The sequence below is a fragment of the Rhizobium croatiense genome (genome assembly GCF_019793465.1).
GTDB lineage: Bacteria > Pseudomonadota > Alphaproteobacteria > Rhizobiales > Rhizobiaceae > Rhizobium > Rhizobium croatiense.
The window spans coordinates 1-15,378 of record NZ_JAILYJ010000025.1; the positions used below are offsets into that span (position 1 = coordinate 1).

Annotated in this window: 14 protein-coding genes; 3 read left to right on the forward strand and 11 right to left on the reverse strand. The window is 62.9% G+C overall.

The window, feature by feature from the left end; genetic code table 11:
* Window positions 1-188 precede the first annotated feature (188 nt).
* From otsA to K6M89_RS28355, 3 genes are all read right to left on the reverse strand, one after another.
* Window positions 189-1,613: an alpha,alpha-trehalose-phosphate synthase (UDP-forming) gene (gene otsA, locus K6M89_RS28345; RefSeq protein ID WP_222141733.1), complete on the reverse strand. Its 1,425-nt coding sequence runs from the start codon at window positions 1,611-1,613 to the stop codon at window positions 189-191.
* A gap of 506 nt (window positions 1,614-2,119) precedes the next feature.
* The gene (gene pgi / locus K6M89_RS28350; RefSeq protein WP_222141734.1) at window positions 2,120-3,745 is read right to left on the reverse strand and encodes a glucose-6-phosphate isomerase; all 1,626 of its coding nucleotides are present in this window, start codon (window positions 3,743-3,745) and stop codon (window positions 2,120-2,122) included.
* A gap of 138 nt (window positions 3,746-3,883) precedes the next feature.
* On the reverse strand, window positions 3,884-5,584 hold the full coding sequence (locus tag K6M89_RS28355) for a long-chain fatty acid--CoA ligase (RefSeq protein WP_222141735.1): 1,701 nt from the start codon (window positions 5,582-5,584) through the stop codon (window positions 3,884-3,886).
* Window positions 5,585-5,834: 250 nt separating this feature from the next.
* On the opposite strand from K6M89_RS28355, the gene K6M89_RS28360 reads away from it, so the two are divergent.
* Window positions 5,835-6,227: a PRC-barrel domain-containing protein gene (locus K6M89_RS28360; protein ID WP_222141736.1), complete on the forward strand. Its 393-nt coding sequence runs from the start codon at window positions 5,835-5,837 to the stop codon at window positions 6,225-6,227.
* Window positions 6,228-6,304: 77 nt separating this feature from the next.
* Here the strand turns inward: K6M89_RS28360 and K6M89_RS28365 are convergent, their stop codons facing one another.
* The 6 genes from K6M89_RS28365 to K6M89_RS28390 all read right to left on the reverse strand — a co-directional run bounded on the left by K6M89_RS28365 (window position 6,305) and on the right by K6M89_RS28390 (window position 11,012).
* Entirely contained in the window at window positions 6,305-6,700 is a 396-nt protein-coding gene (locus tag K6M89_RS28365) for a VOC family protein (RefSeq protein WP_222141737.1), read from the reverse strand.
* A 38-nt stretch (window positions 6,701-6,738) separates the two neighbouring features.
* Window positions 6,739-7,488, reverse strand: a complete 750-nt coding sequence (locus K6M89_RS28370) for an ABC transporter permease (RefSeq protein ID WP_222141738.1) — start codon at window positions 7,486-7,488, stop codon at window positions 6,739-6,741.
* A complete protein-coding gene (locus tag K6M89_RS28375; RefSeq protein ID WP_222141739.1) occupies window positions 7,485-8,429 on the reverse strand; it encodes an ABC transporter ATP-binding protein in 945 nt (314 codons plus the stop codon). The genes K6M89_RS28370 and K6M89_RS28375 overlap by 4 nt, the downstream gene beginning before the upstream one ends.
* Complete coding sequence (locus tag K6M89_RS28380; protein WP_222141740.1) at window positions 8,426-9,592, reverse strand: ABC transporter permease; 1,167 nt, start codon at window positions 9,590-9,592, stop codon at window positions 8,426-8,428. The genes K6M89_RS28375 and K6M89_RS28380 overlap by 4 nt, the downstream gene beginning before the upstream one ends.
* A gap of 58 nt (window positions 9,593-9,650) precedes the next feature.
* Window positions 9,651-10,559, reverse strand: coding sequence for a glycine betaine ABC transporter substrate-binding protein OsmF (osmF, locus tag K6M89_RS28385; RefSeq protein ID WP_097579597.1), 909 nt, complete (start codon window positions 10,557-10,559; stop codon window positions 9,651-9,653).
* Window positions 10,560-10,745: 186 nt separating this feature from the next.
* Window positions 10,746-11,012, reverse strand: coding sequence for an acetyltransferase (locus K6M89_RS28390; RefSeq protein ID WP_312038603.1), 267 nt, complete (start codon window positions 11,010-11,012; stop codon window positions 10,746-10,748).
* Here K6M89_RS28390 and K6M89_RS28395 point away from each other — a divergent pair.
* Together K6M89_RS28395 and K6M89_RS28400 are read left to right on the forward strand one after the other, a co-directional pair.
* Window positions 10,980-12,209 (forward strand): LysR family transcriptional regulator, encoded by a 1,230-nt coding sequence (locus K6M89_RS28395; RefSeq protein ID WP_222141741.1) that lies wholly within the window; start codon window positions 10,980-10,982, stop codon window positions 12,207-12,209. The two genes, K6M89_RS28390 and K6M89_RS28395, sit on opposite strands and share 33 nt — an antisense overlap.
* Window positions 12,206-12,934, forward strand: a complete 729-nt coding sequence (locus tag K6M89_RS28400) for a copper homeostasis protein CutC (protein ID WP_222141742.1) — start codon at window positions 12,206-12,208, stop codon at window positions 12,932-12,934. The genes K6M89_RS28395 and K6M89_RS28400 overlap by 4 nt, the downstream gene beginning before the upstream one ends.
* 318 nt (window positions 12,935-13,252) lie before the next feature.
* Here the strand turns inward: K6M89_RS28400 and K6M89_RS28405 are convergent, their stop codons facing one another.
* Entirely contained in the window at window positions 13,253-14,272 is a 1,020-nt protein-coding gene (locus tag K6M89_RS28405; protein ID WP_222141743.1) for a zinc-binding alcohol dehydrogenase family protein, read from the reverse strand.
* 63 nt (window positions 14,273-14,335) lie between these two features.
* A complete protein-coding gene (locus K6M89_RS28410; protein ID WP_038686652.1) occupies window positions 14,336-15,310 on the reverse strand; it encodes an ABC transporter permease in 975 nt (324 codons plus the stop codon).
* Window positions 15,311-15,378 lie beyond the last annotated feature (68 nt).

Consider the following 15,378-nt stretch of genomic DNA (forward strand, 5'->3'; position numbering starts at 1 on the left):
GATCGTCGCAACCGTCGCCACCATGCGCAAGCTGCTCACTATCCTCAATGCCATCATCAGGGACGGACGACCATGGCAAAACGCTTGACAAAAAAGACAGTCGCTCTCCCCGAGGGGGAGAAGGGGATATGCCGCAAGGTCTCGACGCCCCATTTCGCGTGCCAACCTGCACTGTTTTGCCGGAGGTTTCACACCTCACGCGGTCGCGCCCCCTCAGCCCGCTCCGGCCGGAGCTCGGAAGCAACCACCAGGTCCCGCAGGAAGTTCTCGCACCAGAGCGAGACGTCGTGTGAGAGCAGATGCTCCATCATCATGCTCCAGCGCTCGCGGCGCTCCTCGAGCGACATGGCGAGGCCCTTGGCGATGGCATTGGCGGTGCCTTCGACGTCGTAGGGATTGACCAGCAGCGCGCCCTTCAACTCGCGTGCGGCGCCGGCGAAGCGTGATAGCACCAAGACACCCGGGCGATCCGGATCCTGGGCGGCGACATATTCCTTGGCGACGAGGTTCATGCCGTCGCGCAACGGCGTGACCAGCCCGATCGTCGCCAGCCGGAAAAGCCCGGCGAGCACGTTGCGGCTGATCGATCGGTTGACATAGCGGATCGGCACCCAGTCGACCGTTCCGATGGCGCCGTTGACGCGGCCGGCCTGTTCGGCGACCATCTTCTGCATCTGCTCGTATTCGGGAACTTCCGATCGCGATTTCGGCGTGATCTGCAGGAAAGTCACCTTGTTCTGGTAGGCGGGATTGCTGGTGATGAAACGCTCGAACGCTTCCAGCCGCTGAATGATGCCCTTCGAATAATCGAGACGATCGACGCCGATGATCATGTCGCGGCCTTCGATGCTGCGCCGGGTCTTCTGGACCATGACGTTGTCGGCGGCTTTTTTGGCGAATTCGGCGAAGGCTGCGGTCTCGATGCCGATCGGATAGGCGCCGGCCTTGAATATCCGCCCGTGTGAATCGAACAATCCGTTGCCGAGGTCGTCGCCAATGCCCTCGCGGCGCAGATAGCCGGCGAAATTCTGCAAATCATAGTCCGTCTGGAAGCCGACGAGATCGTAATGCGAGAGCCCACGCATGATTTCCTCGTGGACCGGCATGGTGACGAGGATGTCGGCCGGCGGCCAGGGAATGTGCAGAAAGAACCCGATCCGGTTCTTCAGTCCCATCTGGCGCAGTTCCGCCGCCAGCGGGATGAGGTGATAATCGTGAACCCAGATAATATCATCAGGCTCGATCAACGGCGCCAGTCGGTGCGCAAAGAAGCGGTTGACGCGGAAATAACCGGCCATTTCCTTCCGGCCATATTCGGCGAGATCCAGGCGGTAGTGGCAGATCGGCCAGAGAACGCGGTTTGCAAAGCCGCGATAATATTCCTCGACGTCGGTGTCGGTGAGGTCGGTCAGGGCATAGGTGATGTTGCCCTTCTGCTGCAGCGACAGCGCGCCCGGTTCCCTGTCGCCGCTCGATTCTCCCGACCATCCCATCCAGATGCCGCCGCGCTCCTGCAGGGCCGCCTGCAGCGCGACGGCCAGCCCGCCGGCAGCAGCACCCCCATCCTTGCTCGGCACGGGAACACGATTGGAAACGACGATAAGACGGCTCATAAGCTTCCTTCAGTTGAGATGAAACATGAGAACGCGATGTGACGAGCGTCCTGGAGAACCTCCGGAATCTGACGGGGGCGATGCCGGGCAGGCACCGACATCGAACGAGCCATCCGGACGAGGGGCCGCCGCATAGGCCGGCAGGAACAATGGAACGAAGCGTCGTTCCGGGCTTGATAGGCCATGTCGTCGGAAATACCCATTGCACAGAATTTGCTTGAATCTAGGGCGATTCCAGCGGAATGGAAGAATTCTTTCTACAACTTTCCATTAGAAGAACGTTTCATCCGGTTCCGCACGATGAACCCATCGCGCGGCAGGGGCTCAATCAGATCCTGCCGATGTCCGTTTTGGCAATGATGATGTTGGCGCCGATCGCGGCGTCGGCCGGTCAATGGGCGCGCCGGTCGCAGCCCACCGGCTCTAGCCACACAGATCGCCGGAGGACGGGCAGGGACAGTTGCCCGGCCTCACGGATTAAGGGTCGGCGCGCCGCCCCTCGATCGCTATTTTGCGAGTTTCGCCAGCGCCGCGACCAGCCCTTGCGTCGAGGAATCATGGCCTGCCGCGCTCTCCTTGCCCTCGACGACAGGCAGCAGGCCCGTCGCCAGTTCCTTGCCGAGCTCGACGCCCCACTGGTCGAAGGAGTTGATGCGGAAGAGCACGCCTTCGACGAAGACGCGATGTTCGTAGAGCGCGATCAGGCGGCCGAGCGCATAAGGGGTCAGCTTGTCGTAAACGAAGGTAATCGACGGCCGGTTGCCCTGGAAGACACGGTGCGGGGCGATGAAATCGGCCTTCTCGTCGTCCATGCCCTTGTCGGTCAGCTGCTTCTTGGCTTCCGCGAAGCTGCGGCCCTTCATCAGCGCTTCCGACTGGGCAAGAACGTTGGAGATCAGCAGCTGGTGCTGATGGCGCAGCTCCGGTTCGAAGGCATTGGCGGCGATCATGAACTCGGCCGGGATGATGCTCGTGCCCTGATGGATGAGCTGATAGAAGGCGTGCTGGCCGTTGGTGCCGGGTTCGCCCCAGACGACCGGGCCGGAATTGCCTTCGACCGGCGTGCCGTCGACGGTGACACCCTTGCCGTTCGATTCCATGTCGAGCTGCTGCAGATAGGCAGGAAAGCGCGACAGGCGCTGGTCGTAAGGCAGGATGGCGCGGGTCGGATAACCAAGCACATTGCGGTGGTAGAAGCCGATCAGGCCGAGCAGCATCGGCAGGTTTTCGGTAATCGGTGTCTTACGGAAGTGATTGTCGACGGCATGGGCGCCGTCAAGGAATTTGCCGAAATTCTCCGGCCCGATCGCGATCATCAACGGCAGGCCGATCGCCGACCAGATCGAATAGCGGCCGCCGACCCAGTCCCAGAAGCCGAAGACGCGGGCGCTGTCGATGCCGAAGGCGGCGACCTTGTCGAGCGCGGTCGAGACGGCGGCGAAGTGGTGCTGCACGGCCGCTTCGCCGAGCGCCTTGGCAATGAAATTGCGCGCCGTCTGCGCATTGGTCATCGTCTCGACGGTGGTGAAGGTCTTCGAGGCGACGATGAACAGCGTCGTTTCCGGCTGCACCAGCTTCAGGATATCGGCGATATGAGCGCCGTCGACGTTGGAGACGAAATGCGCGCGCGGGCCGTCATGGAAGGGGGCAAGCGCCAGCGTCGCCATGACGGGGCCGAGGTCCGAGCCGCCGATGCCGATATTGACGACGTCGGTGATCGCCTTGCCGGCGGCGCCCTTCAGCGCGCCGGAGCGGATCTCGTCGGCGAATTTGCCCATGGCGGCAAGCACCGCGTTGACATCGGGCATGACGTCCTTGCCGTCGACCAGAACAGGCGTGTTGGAGCGGTTGCGCAAGGCCGTGTGCAGAACGGCGCGCTCCTCGGTGAAATTGATCGCCTTGCCGGAGAACATCTCATCGCGCTTCTTCTCGACACCGCCTTCTTCGGCGAGCTTGACCAACAGCTTCAGGATGTCGTCATTCACCGCCGTTTTGGAAAAATCCATCAGGAGATCGTCGAGCGCGACGGAGAAGCGGGAAAAGCGCTGCGAATCGGCGGCGAAGGCGGCCCGGAGATCGGTCGCCTTGGTGGTGGCGGCCGTGCTTTTCAGCTGTTCGACGATGGCGTTCATGGGAGTCTCCTTTGGAGGCGGAAAGGGTTGCGGAAACTATTCGCTTTATCGGCCGCAAATCAAGTTCGGCCGCCGCTCCAATACGAAAAAAGCCACCCGCGGCAAGCGGATGGCCTTAAATTTCATAAGGTTGTCAAATTAGCCGCGCAGGTCCTTGCGCAGGATCTTGCCGACTGGCGACTTCGGCAGCTCGGTGCGGAATTCGATGAAGCGCGGGCGCTTGTAGTTGGTGAGATTGGCGATGCAATGGGCCTTCACCTCGGATTCCGTCAGGTTAGGGTCCTTCCTGACCACGAAGAGTTTGACCGCCTCGCCCGAATGCCCGTCCGGCACGCCGACCGCCGCGGCTTCGAGAATGCCGGCATGCATGGCGGCGACCTCCTCGATCTCGTTCGGATAGACGTTGAAGCCGGAAACCAGGATCATGTCCTTCTTGCGGTCGACGATCTTGGTATAGCCGCGCTCGTCCATGAAGCCCATGTCGCCCGAGCGGAAATAGCCGTCGGCCGTCATCACCCGCGCCGTTTCCTCCGGCTTCTGCCAATAACCGGCCATCACCTGCGGCCCGCGGATGCAGATCTCGCCGATTTCGCCGAGCGGCAGCGAATTGCCCTCCTCGTCGCGGATATCGAGGTCGGTGGAGGGCATCGGCAGACCGATCGAGCCGGTAAACTCGATCGAATCGAAGCGGTTGGCGGTGGCGACAGGCGACGTCTCGGAAAGCCCGTAACCCTCTGTAATTGCCGTGCCGGTCATCTTCAGCCAGCGTTCGGCGACCGGGCGCTGCACGGCCATGCCGCCGCCAAGCGACATGATCAGCGGGGAGAAATCGAGCTTGGCAAAATCGGCATTGTTCATCAGCGCGTTGAACAGCGTGTTGAGGCCGGGAAAGATATGCACATCAGAGTTTCCGAATTCCTTGACGAGGCCGGGAATGTCGCGCGGATTGGCGATCAGGATATTGTGGGCGCCGAGCGATATGCCCATCAGCGAATTCACCGTCAGCGCGAAGATGTGGTAGAGCGGCAGGGCGCAGAGGAAATTCAGCACTTCGGGCTGTTTCTTGCGCTCGAAGGCCGATCGCAGCCAGAGCGATAGCTGCAGCTTGTTGGCGAGCAGGTTCTGATGGGTGAGCACCGCGCCCTTGGCAACGCCTGTTGTGCCGCCGGTATATTGCAGGAAGGCGACGTCGCCACCGGCAAGCGCCACCGGCTGAATGCTCTTTTTCGCGCCTTCGCGCAGCACCTGGCTGAAGCTCTTGTGCTGCGGGATCGACCAGGAGGGGACGAGCTTCTTCACCTTGCGCACAACGAAATTGACGATCAGCCCCTTGGGGCCAAGCATCTCCCCAAGCGAGGTGACGACGACGTGGCGCAGATCGGTCTTGTTCAGGACCTGCTCGACCGTACGGGCGAAATTCTCCAGGACGAAGATCGCCTTGGCGCCGGAATCGCGCAGCTGGTGTTCGAGTTCACGCGGCGTATAGAGCGGGTTGACGTTGACGACGACGAAGCCGGCTCTGAGGATGGCATAGGTCGCGACCGGGTTCTGCAAGACATTCGGCATCATCACTGCGACGCGGTCGCCCTTGTCGAGCCCGATGCTCTGCAGCCAGGCGGCGACCTTGCGCGTCTGGTCGTCCAGCTCGCGGTAGCTCATCGCCTTGCCCATGCTGGAAAAAACCGTGCGATCGGCATAACGGGCGCAGGATTTTTCCAAGAGTTCGGCAAGCGAGGCATGTTCCAGCGGCGGCAGTTCGGCCGGAACCATATCGGGATAGGTGGCAAGCCAGGGCTTGTCTGCTTTTGCTCCGTTCGGATGGACGGAAATGCTGGTCATCGTATCTCTCTCTCCCTTGCGGCCGCCGCGCCGGCCGAGCCGCTGTCGGCTGGCCTGCAATTGACCGGAAGCATCCTCCATCTTCCTGGCCGGCAGCTTATGCCATTGCCTGAACGGTTCAAGCTGAATGACGCTATACTAACCTTGACGTAAACGTCAACATTTGCGGGTGGATTGACCGGGAACTTTGAGTCCGCCGTGACGTTGATTCTGCATACTCACCATGAGGAAACACCAAAGGAGGTGCACAATGTTGAACGAGGAAACCGACGCCACTCGCCGCGATCCGAATGTGAAGGATACGCCGTCGCTGATCGCCAGCGACCGCGTTGAAGGCACCCGCGTCTATGGCCCGGATGGCAGGCATATCGGCTCGATCGAACGCCTGATCATCGGCAAGCTCGATGGCCGCGTAGCCTATGCGGTGCTGAGCTTCGGCGGCTTCCTGGGCATCGGTGACAATCACTATCCGCTCCCCTGGGAAAAGCTGAACTACGACACCCAGCTGGACGGCTATCGCATCGACCTGACCAAGGAGCAGATCGAAGGCGCCCCGAGCTATTCGGACGATGACGACACCTGGTACAACGATAATGGCCGCCGGGTCTATGACTACTACGGCGTGCCGCCTTACTGGATGTAATCTCGTCCGATAGGCCGAACTGGAAGGGCCCCGTTGGAAACGGGGCCTTTTTGGTGTGGTATTGGTGATGGCGGGTTCTAAAGAAACCGCCCGTGGCGCTGCAGCACTTCGATCTTGTAGCCGTCGGGATCGCTGACGAAAAAGAACAGGCCGAAGAGCCTGCCGTCACGGTTGAGCTCGACCAGCTCGCCCGGTTTCAGCCCGAGTTTCAGCATGCGCTCGCGTTCCACCGCCACCTCGTGGACCGAGACGGCGAGATGGCCATAGGCATTGCCGAGATCATAGGGCTCGGTCCGGCCCTTGTTGACCGTCAGCTCCAGTTCGAAGCCGGTTTCGGCACTACTGAGATAAATCAGCGTGAAGGTTTCGAAATCGACACGGTCGGCGACCGAGAGGCCGAAGGCTTTGCTGTAGAATTCGACCGAACGCGCCTCGTCGAGAACACGGATCATGGAGTGGATCATCTTCGCCAATTCTGCCTCCCATTTTTTCGGTCACGGTAGCGGTCCCCTTACGCCGCGCGCAAGCCGATTCTTCGCGTGATCGCCGCTTCGACGAGGCCCATGGCGTCATAGATCAGCACCGCCATCAGGCCGACGATCAGCCCGCCCTGCAGGATGAAGGCGGTATTGTCTGATATCAGCCCGGCGATGATCACCTCGCCGAGACCCTTTGCCGCCACCGTCGAGCCGATCGTCGCCGTGCCGATATTGATGACGGTCGCGACCTTCAGCCCTTCGAGGATCAGCGGCAGGGCAAGCGGCAACTCGACGCGCAACAGCCGCTGCGTGGCGCTCATGCCCATGCCGTCGGCGGCATCGAGCACCTGCGGCGACACCTGCTTGAGACCGGCGACGGTGTTTTCGAAGATCGGCAAGAGGCCGTAGAGAAAAAGTGCGATCAGCGTCGGCATGGCACCGAAGCCGGTGGCGGGAACGGCAAGCGCCAGCACAGCGACCGGCGGAAAGGTCTGCCCGGCATTGGCAATCGCCCGCGACAGCGGCAGGAAGTCGGCGCCGCTGCCGCGGGTGACGAAGATGCCGCCGAGAACGGCAAGCACGGCGCTGCAGGCGATCGAGCCGATGACCAGTTGCAGATGCCCGAGCGCAAGCGAGGCAAGGCTGTTCTGCGTATAGACGGCGGGCGCATTGTTGCTGGTCAGCGGCGTCAGCAGGAAGGAAAGCCACTCGGTCCTGAACAGCAGGATCAAGAGCAGGGCGAGCGCCGCCAGGCGGAAGAGATTGGCGACGAGGAGTTTCATGCCTTGCGGCCCAGTTCGAGCAGCCGGCTCATCGAGATCGACCCGACAGCGGCCTTCTCGCCATCCTGCACGGCCGCCTCGTCGACCCCCTGCCAGATCATTTCGGCGAGCGCGTCGCGGAGACTCAGCGACTGCGGCAGGGCATAGGCGAGCCCGCTCTTGGCCGGCTCCATGCTCTCCTTCAGCGGCAGCAGCGACATCAGCTTCAGCGCCCGGTCGGAGGTGCCGGTCAGTTGCTGAACGAAGGGATCGGCGGGTTCGGTGAGGATCTTTTCTGGCGTCGAGCATTGCAGCAAGCGGCCTTGGCTCATCACCGCGATCTGATTGCCGAGATGGAAGGCCTCGTCCATGTCGTGGGTGACGAGGATGATGGTCGTGCCGAACTGTTTCTGGATCGCCAGAAGGTCGTCCTGCGCCTTGCCGCGGATGACGGGATCGAGGGCGCCGAAAGGCTCGTCCATCAACAGCAGTTCCGGTTCGGCCGCCAGCGCCCGGGCGACGCCGACGCGCTGTTGCTGGCCGCCGGAAAGCTGGTGCGGATATTTGTCGGCGAAAGTCGCCGGATCGAGGTTGAACAGTCCGAGCAGCTCTTCGACGCGCGCTGCGATGCGCGTCGAATCCCATTCGAGCAGCTGCGGCACGGTGGCGATATTCTGCGCCACGGTCCGATGCGGAAACAGCCCGTGCCCCTGGATCGCGTAGCCGATCCGGCGGCGAAGCTCCGTCACCTCGACGTCCATGACATTCTGGCCGCCGACGAAGATCTCGCCTTCGGTGATCGGCACCAGCCGGTTGACCATCCGCATCAGTGTCGATTTCCCGGAGCCCGACGTGCCGACGACGACGGTGATCGAGCCCTTTTCGACCTGCATCGAGACATTGTCGACGACGGTGGCAGCACCATAGCGCTTGGTGACGTTGCGGATTTCGATCATGCTCATGCGGCAGGCCCCCGGATGCTGTCGATGACCGCATCGAGGATGACGGCCGATGAGAAGGCGAGGAAGACGGTCGGCACGGCGCCGAGCAGGACGAGGTCCATCGCCGTCTGGCCGAGCCCCTGGAAGATGAAGATGCCGAAGCCGCCGCCGCCGATCAATGCGGCGATCGTCACCATGCCGATCGCCTGCACCAGCACGATGCGGATGCCGGTGAGAATAACCGGAAAGGCGAGCGGCATGTCGATACCAACAAGGATCTGCCGGCGCGTCAGCCCCATTCCGGCTGCGGCGTCGCGCACCGAGGGATCGACGCCCTGCAGGCCGACGACGGTATTGGCGACGATCGGCAGCAGCGAATAGAGCACCAGTGCGATCAGCGCAGGCGCCGTGCCGATGCCGCGGATACCGGCAGCGGCTGCCAGCGGCACATGGGTGGCGAGATAGCCGAGCGGCAGCATCAAGAGGCCGAAGAGCGCCAGGCTCGGGATCGTCTGGATGAGGCTCAGGCCCTGCAGCACGACCGCGCGCAGCCTGGGCACCCAGAAGCAGAGGATGCCGAGCGGCAGGCCGAGGATAATGGCGATGGCAAGCGAGCCGAGCGCCAGCAGCAGATGCGAAATCGCTTCCGTCTCGAATTGCGGCGCCCGCGTCGAAAATTCCTTCATGATCGACAGGCTGTCGAGCAGGCCGGAGGCGAGCGAGATGAAGAGCAGCGCCGTATAGGCCGCAAGCGCCGCCACCCGCATCCATGGCGCCAGCCTGATCTTCACCAGCGCATCGGAGATGACGAGCCCGATCACCGCGAACAGCACCCAGAAGCCGCCGCCGGGCGTCATGCGCGCCACGGTGCTGCCGGGCGGCGTCGCCGCACTCGAGACCATACCGATCGCAACGACCAGCGCCGCAAGGCAGAGTGTCGCGATGACAAGCCGCGCCACGGCGTTGCGAAGAAACAGCGTCGCCAAGGCCGTGAGAATGAGGAGGGCGGTCAGGATGACGACGGAAGGCTGGGGAAGCAGCTGAGCCAGCAGCATCGGTTTGCCGGCGGCGATGCGGTTGGCCTTGACGTAGATGAAGGGCATCAGTGCGGTGGCCGCAATGCCGCCGGTCACCAGAACCACGCCGAGCCGGTCCAGCCTGCGGACCGCTGAGGTTTCGTCCATCGATCCAACCTTATGGGGAAAGGACGCTCCGCCCGCTGCCGGGCGGAGCGGGCGATGATTACTTCAGGAAGCCTTTTTCCTTGAGATAGGCCTCGGCGACGGACTTTGCCGGCTCGCCGTCGACCTGGATCTTGGCGTTCAGCTTGCGCAGCTCATCGGCGCTGAGGCTCTTGAAGATCGGCGAGAGGATTTCCTCGATCTTCGGATTGGCCTTCAACACCGCTTCGCGGATGATCGCGGTCGGCGCATAGACCTGCTGCACGCCCTTGTCGTCTTCGAGAACGGTCAGTTCGGCCGCTTCGATCGCGCCGTCGGTGCCGTAGACCATGGCGGTGTTGACGCCGTTCGTCTGGTCGGCGGCCGCCTTGATCGTCGCCGCCGTGTCGCCGCCGGAGAGAACGACCATCTGGTCGGGCTTCAGCTGGAAGCCGTAGGTCGTCTGGAAGGCGGGAAGCGCGCCGGCCGAATTGACGAATTCGGAAGACGCCGCAAGCTTGGCGGTGCCGCCGCCGGCAACCCACTTGCCGAAATCCGACATGGTCTTCAGCTTGTTCGGGCTGGCGACGTCGTTGCGCACGGCGAGCGCCCAGGTGTTGTTGGCGGGCGACGGCGTCAGCCAGACGATCTTGTTGGCGTCGTAGTCGAGCTTCTTCGCCAGCTCGTAACCCTGGTCGTTGTTCTTCCAGGCGGCGTCATCGGCCTTGTTGAAGAAGAAGCCGGCATTGCCGGTATATTCCGGGTAGATATCGATTTCGCCTGCAGTAATCGCCTTGCGAACGACGGGTGTGGCGCCGAGCGCGATGCGGTCCTGCGTCTTGATGCCGTTTGCTTCGAGCGCCAGTGCGATGACATTGCCGAGCAGCGTGCCTTCGGTGTCGATTTTCGACGAGACGACGACGTCTGCGGCCTGAACCGCACCCGCCGCAAAGGCGGAGAGCGAGACGGCAAGTGCGAGTTTCTTCAGCATGGAATATCCCCTGTTTTAACACCGTTGACGTGGCGCAAGCCCCCGGCGGGAGGCGTATGCGCAGGAAATCCGCCGGCGAAGGCGACAAGGCCGCCATCATGCCGGAATTGCGTGCGTGATGGAAATAGCGTGCACGCTCGAAAAATCGATGCAGGCCCCCTCCAGTATTTGCGTCCGCGCCCTTGATTATGGCGGCGAACACGGTGCGGCGCGCGGAAAGCCATTCCCTTTTCCAGGGCCGGCGCGACTTGTTTTTGTTCCCTTGCGTGTTTCCGCGATGCTTCCGGTGCTCTTCTGCGGATAACCGCCGCCCGGATTTTTATGACGACGACGATAACCCGGCTCTGTCGAGGCAGGGATATCTTTTTTCGCGAACACATCATATCGTCCGGTTTTTAAAGCGCTTTCCGGAGCCAGCCTTTGCATCTCGGCGCCCTGTTCATAATCGGCCACGTCCTGACCTCGGCTTCGGTCCGCGAGACCGCGCGCCGCTTCCAGTTGTCGCCCTCGACCGTGTCTGCGGCCATCCGCAATGCCGAGACCGAGCTGGCGATGAAGCTGACGGAACGCGCTTCCGGCGAACTGGTGACGCTGATCGCAGGCGGCGGCGTGCTCGAGGGCCTGGAGCCGATCACGGTCGCGATCGGCGAACTCTGCCAATTCGCCGGCCAAGTCGGCGCCAGCGGGATCAATGAGGCCTGGGCCGCCCGCATTCCCGTCAAGATCGTCGCAATCGAGCGCTTTCTTGAGGTCGCCGACCAGGGCAGCATCAACCGCGCTGCCCGCCGCCTTCATCTCGGTCAGCCGCAGCTTTCGCTTCAGCTTGCCAATCTTGAGAAATTTCTCGGCTGTCGGCTGTTCGAGCGGCAGGCACAAGGCTCTATTCTTACGGAGGAGGGCAGGCGGGCCTACCAGATTTTCATGGCGATCAGCCAGGCATGGAACGATCTGAAATCGGCAGCCGACGAACGCTACCGGCGCACCGCCCGGTCGCTGCGCATCGGCTCGATCATCCCGACCGGATCGGAAAGCTGGGTGGCGCGTTGCCTCGGCCTGCTGGTCTCCGAATGGAATGCGCGCCGGAGCAACAATGCGATCTCGCTGGTCTCGATGACCGCCGACGATCTGCGCGAGGCGCTGAAAAGCGGCCGCATCGATGTGGCGATCCTGGATTCGGTCTTCGGCCTGGAAGACTTCCGCCATCGCGAACTGCTGCAGACCGATATGGTGGTGATCGCCCCGCCGCACAGCACGGAAACGACGGTCGCCGATCTCGTCGCCGGTCATGCGATCTGCATGCCGAGCCCGCGCACCGGCCTCGGTCATGCGGCCATGGCCTTCAGCGCCGAGCGCGCGCCCGACCGGCGCCTGCGCAGCCGCGATATCACCGCGGCGGATTCGCTGCCCGTGATTGTCGACCTCGTCGCCAATCACGGTTACGTTTCCTTCCTCGGCCGCGTCAGCGCCATGCCGATCGCCGGCAAGGTGCGCATCGTCGATCTCGACGAGCACCTGCCGATGTCCTATCACGTCGCCTTCAACCACCGCAAAGCCGCCGCCGATGCCTGCGCCGTCATCATCGCGGCGGCGGCAAGAATAACGTCGGAAGCCGCCGCAAATACCGACGCAGTCAGGGAGAGCGCAGCATGACGATCCTGCTGGAAGTCTGCGTCGATAGCGTCGAGGGCCTTGCCGCCGCGATCGAGGGCGGCGCCGGCCGCATCGAGCTCTGCTCGGCGCTGGAGCTCGGCGGCCTGACGCCGCTGCCGAGCCTGATGCGGATCGCCGCCCGGGCGCCGATCCCCGTCTACGCGATGATCCGCCCGCATGCCGGTCCCTTCATCTTCGGCCGCACCGACGAGGAAGCGATGCTGCTCGATATCGACGCCGTGCGCGCCGCAGGCCTCGCCGGCGTCGTCATCGGCGCCAACCGGCCGGACGGCAGGCTCGACATGCCGCTGATCCACCGCCTGAAGGCGCATGCTTCAGGCCTCGGCTCGACGCTGCATCGGGCCTTCGATCTGGTGCCGGATGCCGATGAGGCGTTGGAACAGGCGGTCGAGCTCGGCTGCGAACGCATCCTGTCCTCGGGCTGCGCGCTGAAGGCCGCGGATGGCATCGAAACGCTGAAACGCCTGTCGGCAAAGGCGGCCGGCCGCATTTCCATCATGCCCGGCAGCGGCATCCGCCCCGCCGATGTCGGCGCGATCTTGCAGGCAACCGGCGCCCGCGAGGTGCATGGGTCCTGCAGCTCGCCTATAGAAAGGGCCGACCCCCGTGCGGTCGCCTTTGGTTTCGAGGCGAAAAGCGCGAACCGGACGGATAGTGCGGTGGTCAGAGAGATGTGCAGGGCGATTGCGGCAATGGAGCGTTAGCGGTTCCGCAATCTCGGACGGAAAGCGTTTTGCGCTTTTGAAACGCGAATGCAGTGCTTTGCCGCATGGGTCCTCGGGTCAAGCCCGAGGACGACGGAGGGTGGGGGAACCTATGCGGAAAGGACCCCAAGGGCGTGGTGATTTTGTGGGAATTGCCGTCTTTATTTACGCGATTCCCACGCAAAACCGCCCCGCATTTTGCTGGAATTCTCCGAACGTCCCGCCTCTTGCCGCACGGGTTTCCCCACCCTCCGTCATACTCGGGCTTGACCCGAGTATCCACGCCGAGCACTCCACGCCCATGTTATTCGTTGTCTCCTAACCCCCAACCCGGATTACCGCCTTGATCAGCCCGCTCTTCTCATGCGCCCAGCGGGCGAGATCGCGCGGCGCATCGGCAAGTGTCGTGCGATGGGTGATCAGTTTATCCACCGGCACCAGTCCCTTCGCGATCGAATCCGCCACATGCTCGAAATCGGCCTGGGTGGCGTTGCGGCTGCCGATCAGCATCATCTCGCGTTTGTGGAATTCCGGGTCGGAGAAGCGGATGTCGTCCTTGACGACGCTGACCAGCACCAGCGCGCCGCCATGGGCGACGAAGGAGAAGGCTTTTTCCATCGACGGGCCGTAACCCGTCGCGTCGAAGACCACGTCGAAACCGTCGCCATCGGTTTTTTCCCGCACGGCCTCGGCTGTCCCTTCATTGGCGACGATGCCGGAGGTAAAGCCGAAGCGTTCGGCCGCCATCTGCAGCCGCTCGGCGCTGGTGTCGAGCAACGTCACCTCATGCCCGGCGATGCGCGAGAAGATCGCCGTCCCGAGGCCGATCGGCCCGGCGCCGATGACGAGCGACCGCGCGCCGGCGCCGGCCAGCGAGCGGCGCACGGCATGGGCACCGATCGCCAGGAACTCGACTGTCGCCACAGCCTCCAGGCTCAGCCCCTCGGCGGGATAGAGATTGCCTGCCGGAACCGAAATCTCCTCGCAGAAGGCGCCGTCGGTATGGACGCCGAGCACCTTGATGTCGGTGCAGCAGTTCGGCTTGCCCTGGCGGCAGGCGATGCATTGGCCGCAGGAGAGATAGGGGTTGACGATGACCGGTGTGCCGGCCGCCCAATCCACGCCGTCGCCGGCTTCCAGCACGGTCGCCGAGATTTCGTGTCCCATCACCCGCGGGTATTCGAGGAAAGGGTGTTTGCCCTCGAAGATATGATAATCCGTGCCGCAGATGCCGACATGGCTGACGGCAAGCCGCAGCCAGCCGGGCGCCGGTGCGGCGGGGGATGGCCGTTCGACGACCTCGAGCACGCCGGGCTCCCGGCAAATAACTGCTTTCATGACAGGTCTCGCATTCCTGGAAATTAAAGAAGCCGGCCTGCTCGACCGGCTTCTCGATGTTTCTCAACTGCTCTTGCGGCGGCGCAACTGGTCGAAGAAGACGATCACGATGATCAGCAGACCGGTGATGATGCGCTGCCAGAAGGAGTTGACGTTCAGAAGATTGGCGCCGTTGTTGATGGTGGCGAGGATGAAGGCGCCGATCAGCGGGCCGTGCACCGAACCGACCGCGCCGAACAGGCTGGTGCCGCCGATGACGGAGGAGGCGATCGCCTGCAGTTCCCAGCCGTCGGCCTGCGTCGCATTACCGATGGCGATGCGCGAGGCGAGCAGCACGCCGACGAAGGCGGCGAAGCCGGCCGAGAGAATATAGGCAAGGTAGATCATGCCCTTGACGTTGACGCCGGAGAGGCGCGCCGCTTCGGCATTCGAGCCGACGGCGAAGAGATAGCGGCCCCAGCGGCTCAGATGCAGGAAGACGAAGGAGGGCACCGCCACCAGGATGACCATCCAGAACAGGCTCGGAATGCCGAGGAAATCGGCGCGGGCGAAATTGCTGAAGCTTTCGTCGGTGATGCTGATTGTCGAGCCGTTGGTGATCAGCAGGCCGATGCCGCGCAGCGACGTCAGGGTCGCCAGCGTGATGATGAACGGCGGCAGGCCCATATGGACGATGCCGAAGCCGTGGAAGGCGCCGATCGCGACGCCCATGGCGAGCGTCAGCAGGATCGCCGCCCAGAGCGGCACGCCCGCCTGCAACAGCCAGGCGATGATGACGGTGCAGAAACCGACGATCGCGCCGACCGACAGATCGATGCCGGCGGTGATGATGACGAAGGTCTGGCCGAGCGCCAGGATCGCCGTCATCGCTCCTTGACGCAGCAGGTTGGAGATGTTGAGCGGCGTCCAGAAGCTGGCGGTGACGAAGCCGAGCACGATCCAGAGGAAGATCAGCAGGCCGATCAGGGTCAGGCCGAACAGGATGTTCATTTTCCGGCGTGGCGGTGGCGCGACGATTTCGGTGGGGGTGGCAGTCATGAATTTTCTCCCTCTTAGAGAATTTCCGTTTTCCGAATGACCGAAATTCTCTATCTCTTTGTTCTCAC

Bases quoted from the DNA above. Each gene is read 5' to 3' on its own strand.
- K6M89_RS28410 (WP_038686652.1), bottom strand. From the start codon at position 15,310: ATGACTGCCACCCCCACCGAAATCGTCGCGCCACCGCCACGCCGGAAA.
- osmF (WP_097579597.1), bottom strand. From the start codon at position 10,559: ATGCTGAAGAAACTCGCACTTGCCGTCTCGCTCTCCGCCTTTGCGGCG.
- K6M89_RS28360 (WP_222141736.1), top strand. From the start codon at position 5,835: ATGTTGAACGAGGAAACCGACGCCACTCGCCGCGATCCGAATGTGAAG.
- K6M89_RS28355 (WP_222141735.1), bottom strand. From the start codon at position 5,584: ATGACCAGCATTTCCGTCCATCCGAACGGAGCAAAAGCAGACAAGCCC.
- pgi (WP_222141734.1), bottom strand. From the start codon at position 3,745: ATGAACGCCATCGTCGAACAGCTGAAAAGCACGGCCGCCACCACCAAG.
- K6M89_RS28380 (WP_222141740.1), bottom strand. From the start codon at position 9,592: ATGGACGAAACCTCAGCGGTCCGCAGGCTGGACCGGCTCGGCGTGGTT.
- K6M89_RS28400 (WP_222141742.1), top strand. From the start codon at position 12,206: ATGACGATCCTGCTGGAAGTCTGCGTCGATAGCGTCGAGGGCCTTGCC.
- K6M89_RS28370 (WP_222141738.1), bottom strand. From the start codon at position 7,488: ATGAAACTCCTCGTCGCCAATCTCTTCCGCCTGGCGGCGCTCGCCCTG.
- otsA (WP_222141733.1), bottom strand. From the start codon at position 1,613: ATGAGCCGTCTTATCGTCGTTTCCAATCGTGTTCCCGTGCCGAGCAAG.
- K6M89_RS28375 (WP_222141739.1), bottom strand. From the start codon at position 8,429: ATGAGCATGATCGAAATCCGCAACGTCACCAAGCGCTATGGTGCTGCC.
- K6M89_RS28405 (WP_222141743.1), bottom strand. From the start codon at position 14,272: ATGAAAGCAGTTATTTGCCGGGAGCCCGGCGTGCTCGAGGTCGTCGAA.